This window comes from Paraburkholderia sp. MM6662-R1 (assembly GCF_050436245.1).
In the GTDB taxonomy this organism is placed as follows: Bacteria; Pseudomonadota; Gammaproteobacteria; order Burkholderiales; family Burkholderiaceae; genus Paraburkholderia; species Paraburkholderia tuberum.
In genome coordinates, this window is the sequence record NZ_JBNDLV010000001.1 from 63,475 (window position 1) to 79,158 (window position 15,684).

11 protein-coding genes and 1 pseudogene are annotated in these 15,684 nt (G+C 59.1%); 9 read left to right on the plus strand and 3 right to left on the minus strand.

Annotated elements, in window-relative coordinates:
* Positions 1-308 precede the first annotated feature (308 nt).
* Positions 309-1,082: an SDR family oxidoreductase gene (locus OKW39_RS00265; protein WP_429561782.1), complete on the minus strand. Its 774-nt coding sequence runs from the start codon at positions 1,080-1,082 to the stop codon at positions 309-311.
* Positions 1,083-1,174: 92 nt separating this feature from the next.
* Between OKW39_RS00265 and OKW39_RS00270 the strand changes: the two genes are divergently transcribed.
* Together OKW39_RS00270 and OKW39_RS00275 are read left to right on the plus strand one after the other, a co-directional pair.
* Positions 1,175-1,810 carry a TetR/AcrR family transcriptional regulator gene (locus OKW39_RS00270; protein ID WP_429561783.1) on the plus strand — a complete coding sequence of 212 codons (636 nt, stop codon included), beginning with the start codon at positions 1,175-1,177 and terminating at the stop codon, positions 1,808-1,810.
* 1,191 nt (positions 1,811-3,001) lie between these two features.
* Positions 3,002-4,274: pseudogene (locus OKW39_RS00275) on the plus strand (tyrosine-type recombinase/integrase).
* 14 nt (positions 4,275-4,288) lie between these two features.
* Here the strand turns inward: OKW39_RS00275 and OKW39_RS00280 are convergent.
* The gene (locus OKW39_RS00280; RefSeq protein WP_429563432.1) at positions 4,289-7,264 is read right to left on the minus strand and encodes a TrlF family AAA-like ATPase; all 2,976 of its coding nucleotides are present in this window, start codon (positions 7,262-7,264) and stop codon (positions 4,289-4,291) included.
* 240 nt (positions 7,265-7,504) lie between these two features.
* On the opposite strand from OKW39_RS00280, the gene OKW39_RS00285 reads away from it, so the two are divergent.
* The 7 genes from OKW39_RS00285 (at position 7,505) to qatD (ending at position 14,766) form a co-directional block, all read left to right on the plus strand.
* Positions 7,505-7,822 carry a helix-turn-helix transcriptional regulator gene (locus OKW39_RS00285; RefSeq protein WP_184066133.1) on the plus strand — a complete coding sequence of 106 codons (318 nt, stop codon included), beginning with the start codon at positions 7,505-7,507 and terminating at the stop codon, positions 7,820-7,822.
* Entirely contained in the window at positions 7,812-9,074 is a 1,263-nt protein-coding gene (locus OKW39_RS00290) for a type II toxin-antitoxin system HipA family toxin (protein WP_429561784.1), read from the plus strand. Before OKW39_RS00285 ends, OKW39_RS00290 begins: the two co-directional genes overlap by 11 nt.
* A 74-nt stretch (positions 9,075-9,148) precedes the next feature.
* Positions 9,149-9,733, plus strand: coding sequence for a poly-gamma-glutamate hydrolase family protein (locus tag OKW39_RS00295; protein WP_429561785.1), 585 nt, complete (start codon positions 9,149-9,151; stop codon positions 9,731-9,733).
* 20 nt (positions 9,734-9,753) lie between these two features.
* The gene (qatA, locus tag OKW39_RS00300; RefSeq protein WP_429561786.1) at positions 9,754-11,718 is read left to right on the plus strand and encodes a Qat anti-phage system ATPase QatA; all 1,965 of its coding nucleotides are present in this window, start codon (positions 9,754-9,756) and stop codon (positions 11,716-11,718) included.
* Positions 11,718-12,608: a Qat anti-phage system associated protein QatB gene (qatB, locus tag OKW39_RS00305; protein WP_429561787.1), complete on the plus strand. Its 891-nt coding sequence runs from the start codon at positions 11,718-11,720 to the stop codon at positions 12,606-12,608. The genes qatA and qatB overlap by 1 nt, the downstream gene beginning before the upstream one ends.
* On the plus strand, positions 12,605-13,972 hold the full coding sequence (qatC, locus tag OKW39_RS00310; protein ID WP_429561788.1) for a Qat anti-phage system QueC-like protein QatC: 1,368 nt from the start codon (positions 12,605-12,607) through the stop codon (positions 13,970-13,972). Before qatB ends, qatC begins: the two co-directional genes overlap by 4 nt.
* Positions 13,973-13,986: 14 nt before the next feature.
* Positions 13,987-14,766 carry a Qat anti-phage system TatD family nuclease QatD gene (gene qatD / locus OKW39_RS00315; protein ID WP_429561789.1) on the plus strand — a complete coding sequence of 260 codons (780 nt, stop codon included), beginning with the start codon at positions 13,987-13,989 and terminating at the stop codon, positions 14,764-14,766.
* Positions 14,767-14,993: 227 nt separating this feature from the next.
* On the opposite strand, the gene OKW39_RS00320 is transcribed toward qatD, so the two are convergent.
* Positions 14,994-15,569: a DUF1778 domain-containing protein gene (locus OKW39_RS00320; RefSeq protein WP_429561790.1), complete on the minus strand. Its 576-nt coding sequence runs from the start codon at positions 15,567-15,569 to the stop codon at positions 14,994-14,996.
* Between the last annotated feature and the right edge of the window lie 115 nt (positions 15,570-15,684).

Sequence of the window (15,684 nt, forward strand, 5' to 3'; positions counted from 1 at the left end):
CACAAACGGACAGTGCCGCGCATGAAGCCAATGTCCGCAGCCCGCGCGGTTCCGGTCACAGGATCACTCGATCGCCACCGAGCAACTGTAGCTGACGCGGCTGTTTGCCATCAGGTGACGAGCCGATGGCCTGGAGATGAAATAGGACTCGCATCGGCCATTGCACACCACCAGAAGGCTTCGCCCATGGTGGGGGCTTGGAGTCGCGAGCGAGTCGCGCCATTTCTCTCGTTTAGTAGTGCACGTACGCATACGTCCACCACCCTTTATGCGCTGGCGCGACCTTTAATATCTAGCGGACGCAATGGTTAGAGGCGGGCACCGCCCGTCGCGTCGATCACCTGTCCCGTAGTCCAGCGTGCCTCATTCGATGCAAGGAAGGCGATGACGTCAGCCACATCGGCAGGTTGACCCACTCGCGAGAACACCGACATGGCCTCCGCGCCGGCGCGCGCCTCCGGTACCGTTATCCACGCCGCATTCATATCAGTCTCCGTCACGCCCGGCATGACCGTATTCACCGTGATGCCGCGAGGACCGAACTCAGGGGCAAGCGCCAGTGTGAGGGTTTCAAGGGCACCTTTCGACGCGGCGTAGGCAGGATGCGTTGGAGCCGCGACACGCGTAAAGCCCGTCGAAACGTTGATGATTCGTCCATTGTCTCGGATGTGATCTGCAACAGCCTGAATCAGGAAGAACGGTGCCTTGAAGTTGACGGTCATGACCTCGTCGAAGACGGACTCACTGGTCTGAGACAGGCGAATCGCCGGTGCTACGCCAGCATTGTTGACGAGAATGTCAAGCCGAGGTTCGCCCGTGGCGGCGATCGCGGCTGCCCTGAACTGCTCCCAGATACTGTCCGTTGCTTCTTTCCCGCGACCCAAGTCCGCATTGATGGCGACGGCTTTTGATCCGAGCGCCTCGATCTCGCGGATGGTGGCGTGAGCAGCATCCGCGTTGCTGGCGTAGTGCACACCGATGAGCGCGGCCCCTTCTCTCGCAAAGGCCAGTGCTACAGCACGGCCGATACCACGCGAGCTTCCTGTTATAAGGGCCACCTTGCTTGAAAGTTTTTCAGACATCGACCACTCCTTCTCGATAAAATTTATAGTGATCACTAGCATATTTATACTGGAAGCCACCGTCAACGATTTTTGTAGGACTCGATATAAAAATGAGCGAACCCGCCCGGAAACGTGGCAGACCGAGGTTGCTGGACCGCGATGTGGGGCTCGATGTCGCCGCGCGGCTGTTCTGGGAGCGTGGATACGAGGGCACGTCGATCGCCGACCTGACCCAGGCCATGGGTATTCCGCCGCCGTCCCTCTATGCAACGTTCGGTTCGAAGGAGGACCTTTACAGACAGGCGCTCGACCATATCAGCGAGCGTGAGAACAAGCAGTGTCTGGAAGCGCTGCAAGGGAAGATGCCGGCCTACGATGCGATAGCGTTCTACCTGCACGACGCCGCGGCACGCTTTACTGACCCGGGAAGGCCGCGCGGTTGCATGATTTCGAATGCTGTTCTTCAACATGCCGAAAAGAGCGAGTCTGTCGCCCAGACGGTCGCCGCGCGGCGGGAGCTTGCGCTACAGGCCATCAAGGTACGCTTCGACCGTGCCGTCGCCGAGGGCGAACTTGCCCCTGAGACCGACACCGAAGCTCTCGCACGCTTTTATTGCGCCGTTGTGCAAGGCATGTCGGCGCAAGCCTGTGACCGCGCATGCAGGGCAACACTGAAGCGGCTGGCTGATATTGCGTTGTCGGCATGGCCTTGGCCCCAAGGTCATCGCCGGAACCCGGTCCCGTGAGTGCATTGGTTTTCACCAAAGACGACACGGCTGTACCGCAGGGGTTCGGCTACAAGGAGTCAAGCGAGATCGATACGCGAACGACTACCTTCGCGCGCATGCCGGACCTTAGAAAGAGGTCGCAAAATGTCCGCAACGGGTCGCAAGTACTCGTTCGCTTTCCGTGGGACGAGTCATTCGCGACCACCGACCTGTGAATGACAGGAAAGCGCCCCATACCCGTCTGACCAGCACCGATCCTCGAATGACGGCATTGGCCGAACTCCAGTCTCCCTGTGCGAGTAGACGAATGGCCGTTGTACCTTGAAAGCCGACGTGGAGCGCGCCGGTACGACGGCCCGCCATGGAGGCGAACTCCGACTCAGCCCGACGCGTGCTAGCGTGTCCTAATCGGCTCTGAGAATCGCGCGGGCTCCCCGATGCGGGGTTTCGCGATACGCACAATTGCCCTTGACATGAGTTTGATCGCGCCTGCTGAAGATTGAGACACTTGCCAGTCGTGGTTGCGCAGCATCTTCCGGTCGAGCGGCCGCTGCGCTCGCCGGGGTTGCGGCACGGTTTGCATCGTATCCGGTCGGTAACATGGCCGCAGTTGGGATCATGGCTTCTTCAAGCTTTGCCAGGATCGCGCTGGAAAGTGCCTGACGGTATCGAAGACGGTATTCCCGAAGAAGTCGGCATTCGGATGCCCTGTGTTCGCGATGTTTGAACGAAAGTGCGCGTGGATTCTCTGTTGCAGTCTGTCCAGAGCTGAAAACTGCCGACTGGATTTTTCGGTATGGCTGACGGTATCGTCACTCCCGACCGGCCGGAGAAGCCGTATACACAAGGGTCCCCGTCACCGATTGACGATCGAGTGGGAGTAGGGGGAATGGATTTCCCCATATAAATCAATAGCGTGGAAAATCACTCAAAGATAGTTAACGAGAGTGTGATTCTTCTAGGTTGTTGATTCTAAAGGGTGCTTCGTGTGGGCTTTCACCCTTTAGGCACGCCCAGTCAGCGAAGCTGACGGTAAATTCGACGGGGTGCGCAAGCTCTTTTGGGTGGGGTTGGCGTAGCCTCGGAAGAACTACCGTCTGTGACGGTAGTTCTTCCTCTTAGACATCAGGATTTATTCGGGCTCGCAAGGGCATGTAGGTCTCATGATAGGTGACGGCAATTGGCCGTTTCAATCAGGAGACTATTCTCGTGCTTACAGACTTTGCCCTGCGGAACTTGAAACCCCGCGCGATCTTTTACAAGGTCGCCGATCGCGATGGCATGTACGCCGTCGTTTCGCCGAAAGGCACTATTACCTTCCGATACGACTACCGGATCAATGGCCGACGAGAGACGTTGACCATAGGCCGTTACGGCTTCGGAGGCATTTCACTAGCCGAAGCGCGAGAAAAACTGCGACGTGCCAGGCGGCTGCTGGGCGAGGGTACTTCGCCAGCGCTACAGAAGCAGCGAGAGAAGGGGCGTGGACCGGACACCCGGACTTTCAGCGATCATGCCACCCGGTGGCTTTATGGGGCCACCATGGCCGAGTCGACCCGCTCGATGCGAAAGGGCGTACTGGATCGCGACATCTTGCCGGCGTTCAATAAACGCCTTCTTGGCGAAATCCATGGGGAGGATCTACGCGCTCTGTGCATGCGCGTGAGAGCGCGAGGCGCACCAGCCACCGCCGTTCAAATTCGGGACCTTGTGAAGCAGATATATGGTTACGCGAATCAGCATGGGGAGAAGGTGGCAAATCCTGCTGATAGCGTAGATGCGGCTTCCATTGCGACTTTCGTGCCGAAGGATCGTGCCTTGTCTCCGCAGGAAATCCACCTGATGTCCACGCAATTAGAGTTCGTGGCTACCTATCCGACGATCCGGCTAGCGTTGCGCATGATCTTGCTGACGTTGGTGCGAAAGAGTGAACTGATCGAGGCGACTTGGGACGAGGTCGATTTCGAGAAGGCTACTTGGACGATTCCAAAGCAGCGAATGAAGGGGAGGAGGCCGCACGTGGTTTATCTCTCACGCCAGGCGCTCGACATTTTCGTGGCGTTGCATACCTGTGCGGCCGGTTCCAAGTTTGTCTTGCCGTCACGCTACAACGCTGACAGTTGCATGTCCAAGGCGACCCTGAACCGAGTCACGCAGCTCGTGGTCGGAGAGGGCCAAAGTCGCGGGCTTACCACTGGAGCCGTTTACCGTTCAGGACTTGCGCCGTACTGGATCTACGTTGCTGCACGAGTTGGGCTTCAACCGGGATTGGATCGAGAAGTGCCTGGCGCATGAAGACGGACGGTCCTCGCGCTCGATCTACAACAAGGCCGAGTACGCCGAGCAGCGGCGCCACATGTTGCAAGAGTGGGCGGACATGGTGGATGCCTGGATCAACGAGCAGATCTACGTTCCGAAGCTGCTTCCGGAAAACTTGGCGGCTCCCGTACATGTTGGTGGTGGTCATGGCTGGAGATCGTAGCTTCAGATCGCCGATCAAATAGTTACCCGTAAACGTTTGGCGCGTTCCTTGAAGGCGCGCTCCCCACCTTCGAGGATGTCGCACACGTGCTGTCGGATGAGTGGGTTTTCGAGACTGCCGCTCTCGTACGTAATGAGCGGCAACTGGCCGGGCCTGTGTGGCCCACACTGTGCCACGATCACCTGATCCGCATCGGTGTTCACCACCAAGTTGGCATTGTGCGTCACGATGACGATCTGGCGCCGCTTCTTGGCGTCGCGGAAACGATGCACCAGTTCTTGATAGATGGACTGAGGGTCCAAGTTCTCTTCGGGCTGATCGATGATCAGTGGTCGGTCATCTTCCGCATCGATGGCCAAGTACAGCAGCAGCAAGACGATGCCGCGTGTGCCAGGTGACAACTGCTCGATATCGACGCCGTCATACTGCAAGCCGTAGCCAACAGTGATGTGATCGGTGCTGTACAGCCAGTCCGAAATGTTGCGCGCCCATGCGCGGAACTCGGCGTTCTCCGGCATGTGGGTCCGGAGCGCAGCCTCATTGGCCTTGACGAAATCGAGCAGGGCTGTGGCGGCTTGCGTAGCGTCACCAGTTGCCCACGCCGCCATGAGCCCGGCGCGCGCCGCCCGCAGCAACTCGCCGCGCCCCTTGAAAGGACCGTTGGTTCGCAGGTCCAATAGATCTTCACCCTTGGCGGCCCACTGCGCAAGGTCCACATTTCGACGTACCGAGAACGACAGTTTCGACAACGAGCCTGCCGCCTCATCGATGCGCGTCTTGATAGGCGCGTAGAGATCCGCAAGTTCCCGCTCTTCCTCGACGATTGCTTCGAAGAGGGCGGCGTAGGCGCTGCGACGCGCGTCGACCAGCGCGCGGATGCGCTCGTCTGCGCCTTGGATGCGCTCGATCTGCTGCAGCACTTTTGTCAGCGTGGCCTCGGCTTTGGTGATCTTGTCCGAAAGAGTGGTGAAGCGTTTGGCGTTCTGTGCATCGACACCGACCAGCGTGCGCAGGCGAGCGAGTTCCCGCTCAAGGAGTGAGAGCGATTGATCCGCGAGATTCACGTCCACGGGGATCAGCGTGGCGGTCGGGTCGGGATTGCCCTGAGCCACCGCATCGGTTTTCGAGGGGCCTTGGAGCGCGGTGACAAGTAGGTTCGCCTGTTTGATGCGCTCGGTCAATAACGTGTCAACCGGGCCGGCATAGTCGAGCCGGAAGGCTTCCCAGTCAGGGGTACTGAGGCCGGCATGCTCACGCTCTTGCTTTAGGTCGGCGAGTAGAGATGGTGCCTGACGGGTGCGGAAGTCGCGCACGTCGTTTTGCAAGTGAAGCAGAGCCTGGTGTCGGCGCTTGGCTTGGTCTACTAGCTGACGCTTCGCATCGACCGCGAGCGAAACCTGTTCATGGCGCCTTGCGCGCTCTTCGTTGCCCTTGGCAACCAGCGACTTGCGGTCGGTCTTGTCCTTGTCGATAGCACGTTTCTTCTCGTCCCGGTCCTTCTCGAGCGCTTTGAGGCCATCTTTCTTGACACGTTCGTCGGTGAGGTCCGCGGATGCCCTGGTCAGGGCCTGTTGCTGACGTTCGCGCTTTTGACGGGACGTCTCCAGACGAAGGTCCAGCAGCTCCTGGAAAGAATCGGCACCTTGACGTTCGTTGAGCGGGTGGGCATTGAAGATCACGCGCTCGATTTCCGTGACCAAGGCATCATTCAAGCCTTCCGCCGAGCAGAGTTGGTCGACGAACTGCTGCGACAAGTACTGGACATACGGGCTGGCCAGCAAATCCTCCATGTCGGTCTGGTCGAGTTCGTTGCCAGTCTTTTCGCCAGACGCCCATTGCAACTCGGCTTTGCTGTCACTGAGATGTTGTTTCGCGCGCAGAATGAAAGAGCGCTCGTTCAAATGAGGGGAGAGCGCAAGACCGCCTGCCGCAATGAGATCGGCCAAGGCGGTTTTTCCCGAGCCCCGCGCGCCGATCACGGCAACCAGTCCCGCGTTCAGTTCAACGGCACCATTCGCGATCCAGGACGCATTCGTCACAGACAGCGAGTTGATGGCATGGCTGTCCAATGCGCCGCGCGGTGGCTCTGCGCTGATGGAAACACGCTCCTCAGGTTCGATGCAGGCCTGGCGCAGCGAGTCGAACATCAAGTCACCCTTGATCCAGCAGCGGCGGTCGCCATCAGGCTTACCGGCCTTTGCGAGCGAATGCGCGTCCGATCCGTGCAAACAAGGTTTGCATCCGTTGTACTGGCTTTCGAGTTCTTCGACGGTGGCCGATTCCTTACCTAGCCAGAAGCGGACCTGCTTGGGATTGGCGCTGAAGATGATGTGGGCAAGGCCCTCGACGTTCTTGCGCTGCGCCGCGAACGAGGCGGTGGTGTCGCGCAGGCCGGATGTTCCGTCCTTCTCCCCGCCGGCGACGGCGATTAGGGTGTTCTTCTTGACCCACTCGTTCTTTGACCATGCCTGCTTGAGCTGGTCGAAGTTCACCTTGAACTGATTGGCACCTTCGGACCGGGCCGCTTCGTCGTCCGTCAGGTCTGGTTTGTGGGCGCGGCCCAGGCGGATGAGGTCGCTGCGTTGGCAGCGGTAGGACTCGCCCAGATAGAGGAACTCAAACTCCAGCAGGAAGCGCTTGATCCGGTCGATGTGGTCGGCATCATGCGGCGAGAAGAGCAGGTGAACGTTGACCGCCGATGCCTTCGCGGTTTCGATCCCGAGTCGCAGCTCGACGTTGGGGAATATCAGACCCACGCCAAGCAAACGTCCACGGTGTTTTTCGTCGACGACCTGTTGGTAGCGTTCAATGCCGAAGTAGTCGGTGATACCCATCGCGCGAATCGGCGGATTCGACGCTTCGATGGCGTCCAGGAAGGCTGCCCAAGGATTTGGACCGACGTACTGGTCGTTCAGGGCGGTACCGGGTGTGTGAATGTGAGGGTCCCAGCGATGCCAGATCGAGCCTCGTTTGCTTTGCACGTCGAACATGTTGGCCACGGAGTCCTCTTTTGGTGTTCTTCTGAGGAGGGACGTACCCGCCACACTCCTGTTGCGTAGCCAGCGAGCGCGATGTTTGTCCATAAAATGCCTAAAATATAAGGCATTATTAAAGATTTTGCCTAATTCTTTGATTCTCTTCCACGCGTCAGAGTTGCGCTGCGCCTAAAAAAAGCCTAATATATCGGGCATAAATAACAGGTAATGCCTAGTTTAATGAGCAAATTCACGATGCCTACACAAGTCACTGAGCGGGTAGCTCGGCTGGGTCAGCGCATTCGGGTGGCGCGGATTCGGCGCGGCTGGTCGGTCGCCGATCTCGCAAGCAAGGCGGGAATCAACCGAAACACCCTCACGGCGCTGGAGCTCGGTAAGCCGGGTACGGCAGTCGGCGTGTGCCTCACGGTACTGTGGGCACTCGGCCTGGACAAGTCGCTGGACGCTGTCGCAGATCCCGACAGCGATCTCCACGGCAAGGCGCTCGAAGCGTCGCGCCGTCCGACTCGGGCGAGCAAGGCCCGCAAGGTGAGCGACGACTATGACTTCTGAGCGCGAGGCTTATGTCTACATTCAGCTGCCCGGCACGTTGGAAACGGTGCCGGCAGCGCTGCTTAGAGTGCAGACGCTACCCGACGGCACGCAGATTGGGCGGTTTCGCTACGGCGACCGTTACCTTCAGCGCCAGGAGGCGGTTGCACTCGATCCGTTCCAATTGCCTCTTGCCAAGGAAGTCTTCGAGTTCACCCAGCTCAAGGGGATTCCCGGTGCGGTTCGGGACGCCGGCCCCGACGCCTGGGGGCGGCGCGTGATCGAGCACAAGCTTGAGCGCAGCGCTGCTGACCTTCAGGAAATCGACTATTTGCTGCATGGACCGCAAGACGGAGCGGGGTACCTGAGCTTCGGGCTGAAGGCCGAACCGCCTGCGCCCAAGCGCCAGTACAACCGCACGCACCAACTGGCCGAGCTGATCGCGGCCACACAGGCGATCGAAGAGGGGCGCCCGGTGGCAGCCCATCTGCTTGAACAGCTCGATCCTGGCACCAGCATGGGTGGTGCACGGCCGAAGGCCACGATCGAGGACGCACAAAGTCTCTGGCTCGGCAAGTTTCCGGCCAGAGATGACCGCTTCAATCTGCAGCGGGTCGAATTTGCTACGCTCGATCTGGCTCGGCGATGCGGCCTGAACGTCACACAGGCACGGCTCCAGCGCGTCGGCGAGAGCGATGTGCTGATGTTGCAGCGCTTCGATCGCGACCACACCGACATGGGCTACCTTCGCTTCGGTCTTGTCAGCGGTTTGACCGTGCTCGACTGCGGGGATAGCCACCTGGACCGTGAACGCTGGTCCTACCCGCTGCTGGCCGACAACTTGCGCCGATGGTCTGACAAGCCAGAAGCCGACTGTGCCGAACTCTTCAGGCGGATGGTCTTCAATGCCGCCGTGACCAACAACGATGATCATCCCCGCAACCATGCCATGCTGCGCAGACAGAAGGGATGGCGGCTGTCACCGGCCTACGACCTCGTGCCCGCGCCCGTGGTCAGCCTGGAGAGGCGCGATTTGGCGTTGACCGTAGGCGATTACGGTCGCACGGCCAGCATCTACAACCTGCTGTCGCAGGCGGGGCGTTTCGGTTTGTCGGCGGAAGAAGCGCGCGGGCAGATCGATCGGCTCGTCGATGTCGTCCGGCATTGGCGCGACAGCTTCTTCGCCTGTGATGTGTCGGCCGAAGACATCGATTACATCGCTCCGGCCATCCTGCCTGACTGCTTCTTTTTCGAAAGGCGTCCCGATGCGTGAGGCGCAATGCCGACTGGCGACTGGGCAAGTCCAGTTCGCTACTCGAACCCGTCCTATCGCGACGTGGAGGTGCCATGAGTAGCCCAGCGGACAATTACAAGGGATTCACGGACTTGGCCAGCGCTCAGGTCGAAGGCACTGACTATCGAGTCCATGTGCGGGCAAACGCGGGTTCGACCGTGGCAGTAATAGCCCCCCATGGGGGCAGCATCGAGCAATACACGTCGGACGTTGCACGCGACGTTGCAGGAGAGGATTTCAATCTCTACCTGTTTGAAGGAATTCGTCAAGCCGGCAACTATTCCGCGCTCCATCTGACCAGCCACCGGTTTGACGAACCTCGATGTCTGGAGTTGCTGAGCAGCTGCAATCATGTGGTCGCGATACACGGATGTGGCGGTGACGTGCAACAGGCGCTCGTTGGGGGCCTCGATGAGTCCTTGAAGGCCGCTGTGGCGAGAGCCATCGCCGATCTCGGCATAGATACCCGGCTGCGAGGGCACCAATTCCCGGCAACCGACCCGAACAACATTTGCAATCGTGGGCGCCGCGGCGTTGGCGTGCAGATCGAGATGACGATGGCGCTGAGGCTGCACGGTCCGCGGGAGGCAATCTCTGTGGCCATCCGGTCGGTGCTGCTGGCGTTGCCGATGGCTTAACTGGGGGGAGGAAGAGACAAATGATTCTGATCGATAACGAGACCAAAGTTGACTTGCTCAACAACGAGGCGATCGCCAAGACCATCATCGAACTTTTGCGCGAGAAACCGGATCAGCCTGTCACGATTGGTGTTCACGGCGATTGGGGCGCTGGGAAATCCAGCGTCTTGGAGATGATCGAAGCAGGGTTCTCGGGTAAGGACGATGTGCTATGCCTGAAGTTCAACGGTTGGCGCTTCCAAGGGTTCGAGGATGCCAAGATTGCGTTGATCGAGGGCATCGTTACTGGCTTGGTCGAAAAACGCCCGGCAGTGACCAAGGCCGCCGGCGCGGTCAAGGATGTCTTCAATCGCATTGATTGGTTGAAGGTCGCGAAACGCGCAGGTGGCTTGGCGCTCACTGCATTCACTGGCATCCCGACGCCGGATCAGATCAGTGCCATCGTGGGGACGCTCGAAGGAATGTTCGCGGACCCCGGAAAGCTGGCGACGAAAGAGAACCTCACGTCCGCAATTGACGGTGTGAAGTCGATGTTGAAGCCGGCAGAAACCAAGAACGTTCCGGAGGAGGTCGAGGCCTTTCGCAAAGCGTTCGACAAGCTCCTGAAAGATGCGGGCATCAAGCAACTCATCGTACTGATTGACGACCTCGACCGTTGCTTGCCGGACACGGCTATAGAGACGCTCGAAGCGATCCGGCTGTTTGTGTTTACCGCACGCACAGCGTTCGTCGTTGCCGCGGACGAGGCAATGATCGAATACGCGGTGCGTAAACACTTCCCGGATCTGCCAGAGACCACGGGGCCGCGCGACTACGCTCGAAATTACCTGGAGAAACTGATCCAGGTTCCGTTTCGCATCCCGGCCTTGGGCGAGACTGAGACGCGCATCTACGTGACGCTGTTGCTGACAGGTGCTGAGATCGGCGACGAGGATACCGACTACGCAAAGCTCATTGCCGCTGCGCGGGAACGCCTCAAGCGGCCTTGGGAAAACGCCGGTCTCGACGCTGCGACCGTCAAGGCCGCACTCGGGACAAAAGCGGACAAGGCCAACAACGCGCTCGCGCTCAGCGACCAGATCGGTCCGATTCTGGCGAGTGGTGCCAAGGGCAATCCGCGCCAAATCAAGCGCTTCCTAAATACGTTGTTGTTGCGGGAGCGTACAGCGACCGCGCGCGGATTCGGCGCTGACATCACCTTGCCCGTGCTGGCGAAGCTGATGCTCGCCGAGCGCTTTATCCCACGGCTCTTTGAGCAGATCGCTTTTGTCTCGGCCATTCACCCAAAGGGCCTTTGCGAGGATCTTGAGATGCTGGAGAAAAGTCTCGCCGGCGATGGAGCCAGTGCCAAGAGTGACGGGAAGGCGGTTGCAGGGGATGCGCGCAAAGGCCCCAAGGCGATGGAAGCCGCTACGTCCGCACCGGAGAACGCCGTCCTCGCGGAGTGGAAGTCGTCGGACACGGTACGAGACTGGGCGCGCGTGCAGCCCTTGCTGTCTGGTATCGATCTTCGCCCGTACCTCTTTGTGACGAAGGACAAGAAGGACTACTTCGGTCCGGTGTCTGTCTTGGGACACTTGGCCAGCGTGGTGGAGAAGCTCTTCGGCGGAAAGATGATGGTTCAGGGCTATGAGGCCGAACTGAAGCTGCTTGTGCAGCCGGAAGCGGATAAGGTGTTCGAGGCGGTGCGAACCAAGATCATGGGCACCGGCGCCTTCGAAACCATGCCGGCCGGTATTGACGGGCTCATCGTGCTGGTGAAGGCGCAGCCTGGGTTGCAAAGCAAACTGCTGGACTTCCTGGAGGCGTTACCGAACAGCAAGTGCGGCCCGTGGGCCGTGCGCGGCTGGCACGGTGTCATTAAGGACGCGGAGTGTGTCGGGCGCCTGACGACGCTGCTGACGGAATGGAGCAAGCTGACCAACAACCCTGCACTCAAAACGGCCTCCGAGTTGACACTGAAAGACACGAAGGGAGTGCGCTGATGGGAACGTCGACAGCGTATGGCGGTCCGGGCGGCGGCACGCCACTGGTGCCTTCGTGGCTTGGAGATGCTGACGGCGGTGGCTCACCGCCGGCATCGCCCGCTGCGGGAGATGGGGCAAACGGCGATGGTCCTGCACCCGGTGATGGCGCCGCGCCCCCTGCCGTGCCAAACCGGCCGGCCATTCCGGCAGTGGCTGATCCTCAGCGCTTTTCCGGCGCACGCAGCAGTTTCACGCGATTTGCTGGCTCGGGGGGCACTGACCGCGCTAGCCTCGGACGCGCTGTCTCGCGGTACGTCTCCACGTCCGCAGGGGGCGCACGCCAGGCGGCTCAACGCATGGGAGCCTCACGCGGTTCCGGTGCGAGATTGCTTGGTTTCCTTGCGGATGCGCAAACCCGTGGTCTTCGAGAAGCGCTGCGCTCGTTGGATCTTGAGTCGCTCGCGGGACGACCGATCACCGAGATCTTTGTGGGCCTGGCTGACTACATCTGCCCTGGGGCGGGTACCGTCGATGAGGGCATCGCGCGCGAGGCCTATATTGAAACAATCATCGAGTTGACCACCGAAGGCTTGACCGACCTTTCGACCTTCACGCCGGACCAGATGCAAACAGTCTTCGAGTTGTATGCAACGCATGCGATTGAAGCTCGAATCTGCAACGACATCGGTACCAAGGCCGTGACGATGCCGACCGACGCACAGGCGGCGCATCGGGTGGAGGCGCAGTTGCGCGATTTCGTTCGTGGTGGAGTAAGCGATGCGCTCACGAGAGCGCGTGCCGAATCTCCGAACCTGACCTCGGAGCGCATCCAGTCGTTCGTGGACACCGTCTATGAATCCGCGTTCGCGATCCTTCAATCACTCGGTCAAGCGGAGGCCGACCTATGAAACGACAACTCCTGGCCGGCCGTTTCGGGCCTGACGATCACACTGAAATTCCCACGGCCGCGGACGAACAATTCACCTCGCTGCAGATGGTCGCAGGAGAAAAGTCGCTCGACCATGGCATTGGCGGTGCGCTAACGAGCTTAAAGAAGCTGGGTGTCTTCCCGTCGGAAATCGGCATTGACCTGCTGGTGGTTGCTGCGCACGTTCATGCTGCGGACACTCGTATTTCCCGCGCGGAACAGTCGCAAGACTCATGGACGCGGGAGATCCGCTTGGTCATTCCAGTCAGTGACCCGGCGCGCTGGGCGGGTGCGGTCCCAACGCTGGTGAAAGCCCTGAATTTCTTAACCGGCGATCGCTGGACGATTGGGTTTCGGGCGCGGCCGCCCCGGTTTGCGACCATTGCCCAAGAAGCACCCCCCACCTTGATTGCACCACCGTTCGATTCCGTGAGTCTGTTTTCAGGTGGCCTGGATAGTTTGATTGGCGCTATCGATTTGCTGGAGGTCGGATCGACACCGCTGCTGGTCAGTCACTTTGGGGAAGGCGCGACTAGCGATGCCCAAAGCAAGCTCTTCGCCGGCTTGAAGACGCACTACAGCAAGTCATTGTTCGAGCGTTTGCGCGTGGGCATGACATTCGTCGACGGTCTGGTCGAAAATGTCGGGTCGGAAAACAGCACGCGGGGTCGCTCGTTCTTGTTCTTTGCATTGGGCGTGTTTGCAGGGACAGGGCTGGGGAAGGCCTTCATTCTGCGCGTACCAGAGAACGGGCTGATCGCGTTGAACGTTCCCTTGGACCCATTGCGCCTTGGTTCGAACAGTACACGCACCACGCACCCGTACTACATGGCGCGTTGGAACGAACTGCTTGCAGAACTGGGGGTCAATGGGCGAATTGAGAATCCGTATTGGGAAAAGACGAAAGGGGAGATGACGTCAAGTTGCGGGAATCAAGCGCTGCTGACCAAACTTGCGTCGGATTCTCTGTCGTGTTCGTCTCCAACAAAGGGAAGGTGGCAGGGGCTCGGCATCGAGCATTGTGGGTACTGCTTGCCTTGCCTGATCCGGCGTGCCGCGTTGGATGGAGCATGGGGTGCGGGAGAGGATAAGACAACCTATACGGTGTCCGACCTTCGCGCCAAGACGCTGGACACGCGAGAATCTACGGGCAAGCAGGTGCGATCCTTTCAATACGCGATCGAACGCCTGCGTGGTCGGCCGCAGCTCGCAAACCTCCTGATCCACAAACCTGGCTCGCTTGCCGACGAGATTCCGCACCTCGATCAGCTCGCAGATGTTTACCGTCGAGGCCTTGCCGAAGTTGCGCGCCTGATCGATGGTGTCGAAACAAGGCCAAGTTGATGCCAGGATCGAACATGGCTACCACAGCAGGCCTCGTAGACTTTCATTGTCATCTGGATCTGTATCCCGATCACCAGGCAGTGGTTCAAGAGGCTGAAGATGCGGGCGTCTTCACACTGGCGGTGACGACTACTCCTAGGGCGTGGTCTCGCAACCATGAACTGGCCCAACGCACGCGTCACGTTCGCGCGGCGCTCGGACTGCATCCGCAGTTGGTCGCAGAGCGGGCAGGCGAAATCGATCTGTGGGATCGACATCTGTCAGAGACACGATATGTCGGCGAAGTGGGCCTCGACGCTGGACCACGCTTCTACAAGTCAATCGATCTGCAGAAGCAAGTCTTTCGGCATGTCCTGCAGCGTTGCGCGGAAGCGGGGGACAAGATCATCACGGTCCATAGCATCCGTGCTGCGAAGATCGTGCTCGATCACATCGAGTCGCATCTTCCACCGACACGGGGAAAAGTTGTGCTCCACTGGTTTACGGGTACGAAGGCGGAGGCGGTGCGCGCAATTGAGCTGGGGTGCTACTTCTCGATCAATGCGGCGATGCTGGACAACCAGCGACACTCGGCCATGGTGGCTACCATCCCGATCGACAGGTTGCTGACGGAGACGGATGGGCCTTTCACCAAGACTGGGTCGAGGCCTTCGAAGCCCGCAGATGTTGCAGTGGTTGTTGAAGCGCTGAGCAGGTTGCACGACGTTCCATCAGCTACGGTCGCGACGGCCGTACGAAACAACTTGCGCAGCTTGCTAGAAAACGGCGAGCGGATGCCACCAAAGGGCTTGTAGAGGACCGGATTCCTTTGCTCAGCAACCTTCTTTCACCGATGCACTAACCAAAAGACGAGGATAGCAACCATGCCACTCACAGAAAAAGAGATAGCGGACCTAAAGAAGCTGATCAAAGATAGAGCCGACAACTACCCTGACCTTGAAGGCATGGTTGCTGCGGGAAGGCTGTCCTATAAATTCGGTTGGTATGAAGCGAAGAGCAAGGAGGCATATGACGCCATCATTCAATATGCCACCTCGATTCGAGTGAGCAAAGACGGGAAGGCGCAGATCAAGGTAGCACGGCAGAGCAAGAGGCTGAAGGCGCTCGCGGACAAGTTGTGAGTCAAGCCAACTGTTCCGAGCCGTACTGACTGAAGAGAGAATTTTCCGGTATTCTTGAGACTGATTGATGATGGTGTCGAAAACGTAGCTCCCGCGCAAAGTGCTCCATCTCCCGCGCCAGCAAAAGATGTGCGCCCTTGACGGTAAAAGCGACGGTAGTGCCCCATGTTGATCAAGCCCGATCCCTTTAACCACGCGGGTTTGCGAGACCCATTGATGATCGAGTGGGTTTTCACGTCCATAAGACGTGCAAGACCCGCGTTTGCGACTTTCGGCGCGTTTAGCAATTCGGTGAACTGCTTAAATTTTTCCGAATCAAGCCCAAAGAAAGTGCGATCCAGGACGACGGCCTGAGCGCGCTCCCAAGCGGCCTCCAACATAAAGTCAGAGCGGTTTTTGCCAAGCAGGCTCGCTGCGTAATCGATCAGATCACGCTGCTCTGGCAAGGCGCGAAGATTAATAGGTGCGTCGCGCATGATGCACTCCATACTGTATATACGATAGATATACGTATGGCAGGGCAATGTATATCTGATGTCAATACGCGCCGTGGCAGAATCCGTCAAGTTTCAGCCTGGCGACTGGATCGAG

Excerpts from the sequence above, each read along its gene's own strand:
- OKW39_RS00265 (WP_429561782.1), bottom strand. The coding sequence starts at position 1,082 with ATGTCTGAAAAACTTTCAAGCAAGGTGGCCCTTATAACAGGAAGCTCG.
- OKW39_RS00270 (WP_429561783.1), top strand. The coding sequence starts at position 1,175 with ATGAGCGAACCCGCCCGGAAACGTGGCAGACCGAGGTTGCTGGACCGC.
- OKW39_RS00280 (WP_429563432.1), bottom strand. The coding sequence starts at position 7,264 with ATGTTCGACGTGCAAAGCAAACGAGGCTCGATCTGGCATCGCTGGGAC.
- OKW39_RS00285 (WP_184066133.1), top strand. The coding sequence starts at position 7,505 with ATGCCTACACAAGTCACTGAGCGGGTAGCTCGGCTGGGTCAGCGCATT.
- OKW39_RS00290 (WP_429561784.1), top strand. The coding sequence starts at position 7,812 with ATGACTTCTGAGCGCGAGGCTTATGTCTACATTCAGCTGCCCGGCACG.
- OKW39_RS00295 (WP_429561785.1), top strand. The coding sequence starts at position 9,149 with ATGAGTAGCCCAGCGGACAATTACAAGGGATTCACGGACTTGGCCAGC.
- qatA (WP_429561786.1), top strand. The coding sequence starts at position 9,754 with ATGATTCTGATCGATAACGAGACCAAAGTTGACTTGCTCAACAACGAG.
- qatB (WP_429561787.1), top strand. The coding sequence starts at position 11,718 with ATGGGAACGTCGACAGCGTATGGCGGTCCGGGCGGCGGCACGCCACTG.
- qatC (WP_429561788.1), top strand. The coding sequence starts at position 12,605 with ATGAAACGACAACTCCTGGCCGGCCGTTTCGGGCCTGACGATCACACT.
- qatD (WP_429561789.1), top strand. The coding sequence starts at position 13,987 with ATGGCTACCACAGCAGGCCTCGTAGACTTTCATTGTCATCTGGATCTG.
- OKW39_RS00320 (WP_429561790.1), bottom strand. The coding sequence starts at position 15,569 with ATGCGCGACGCACCTATTAATCTTCGCGCCTTGCCAGAGCAGCGTGAT.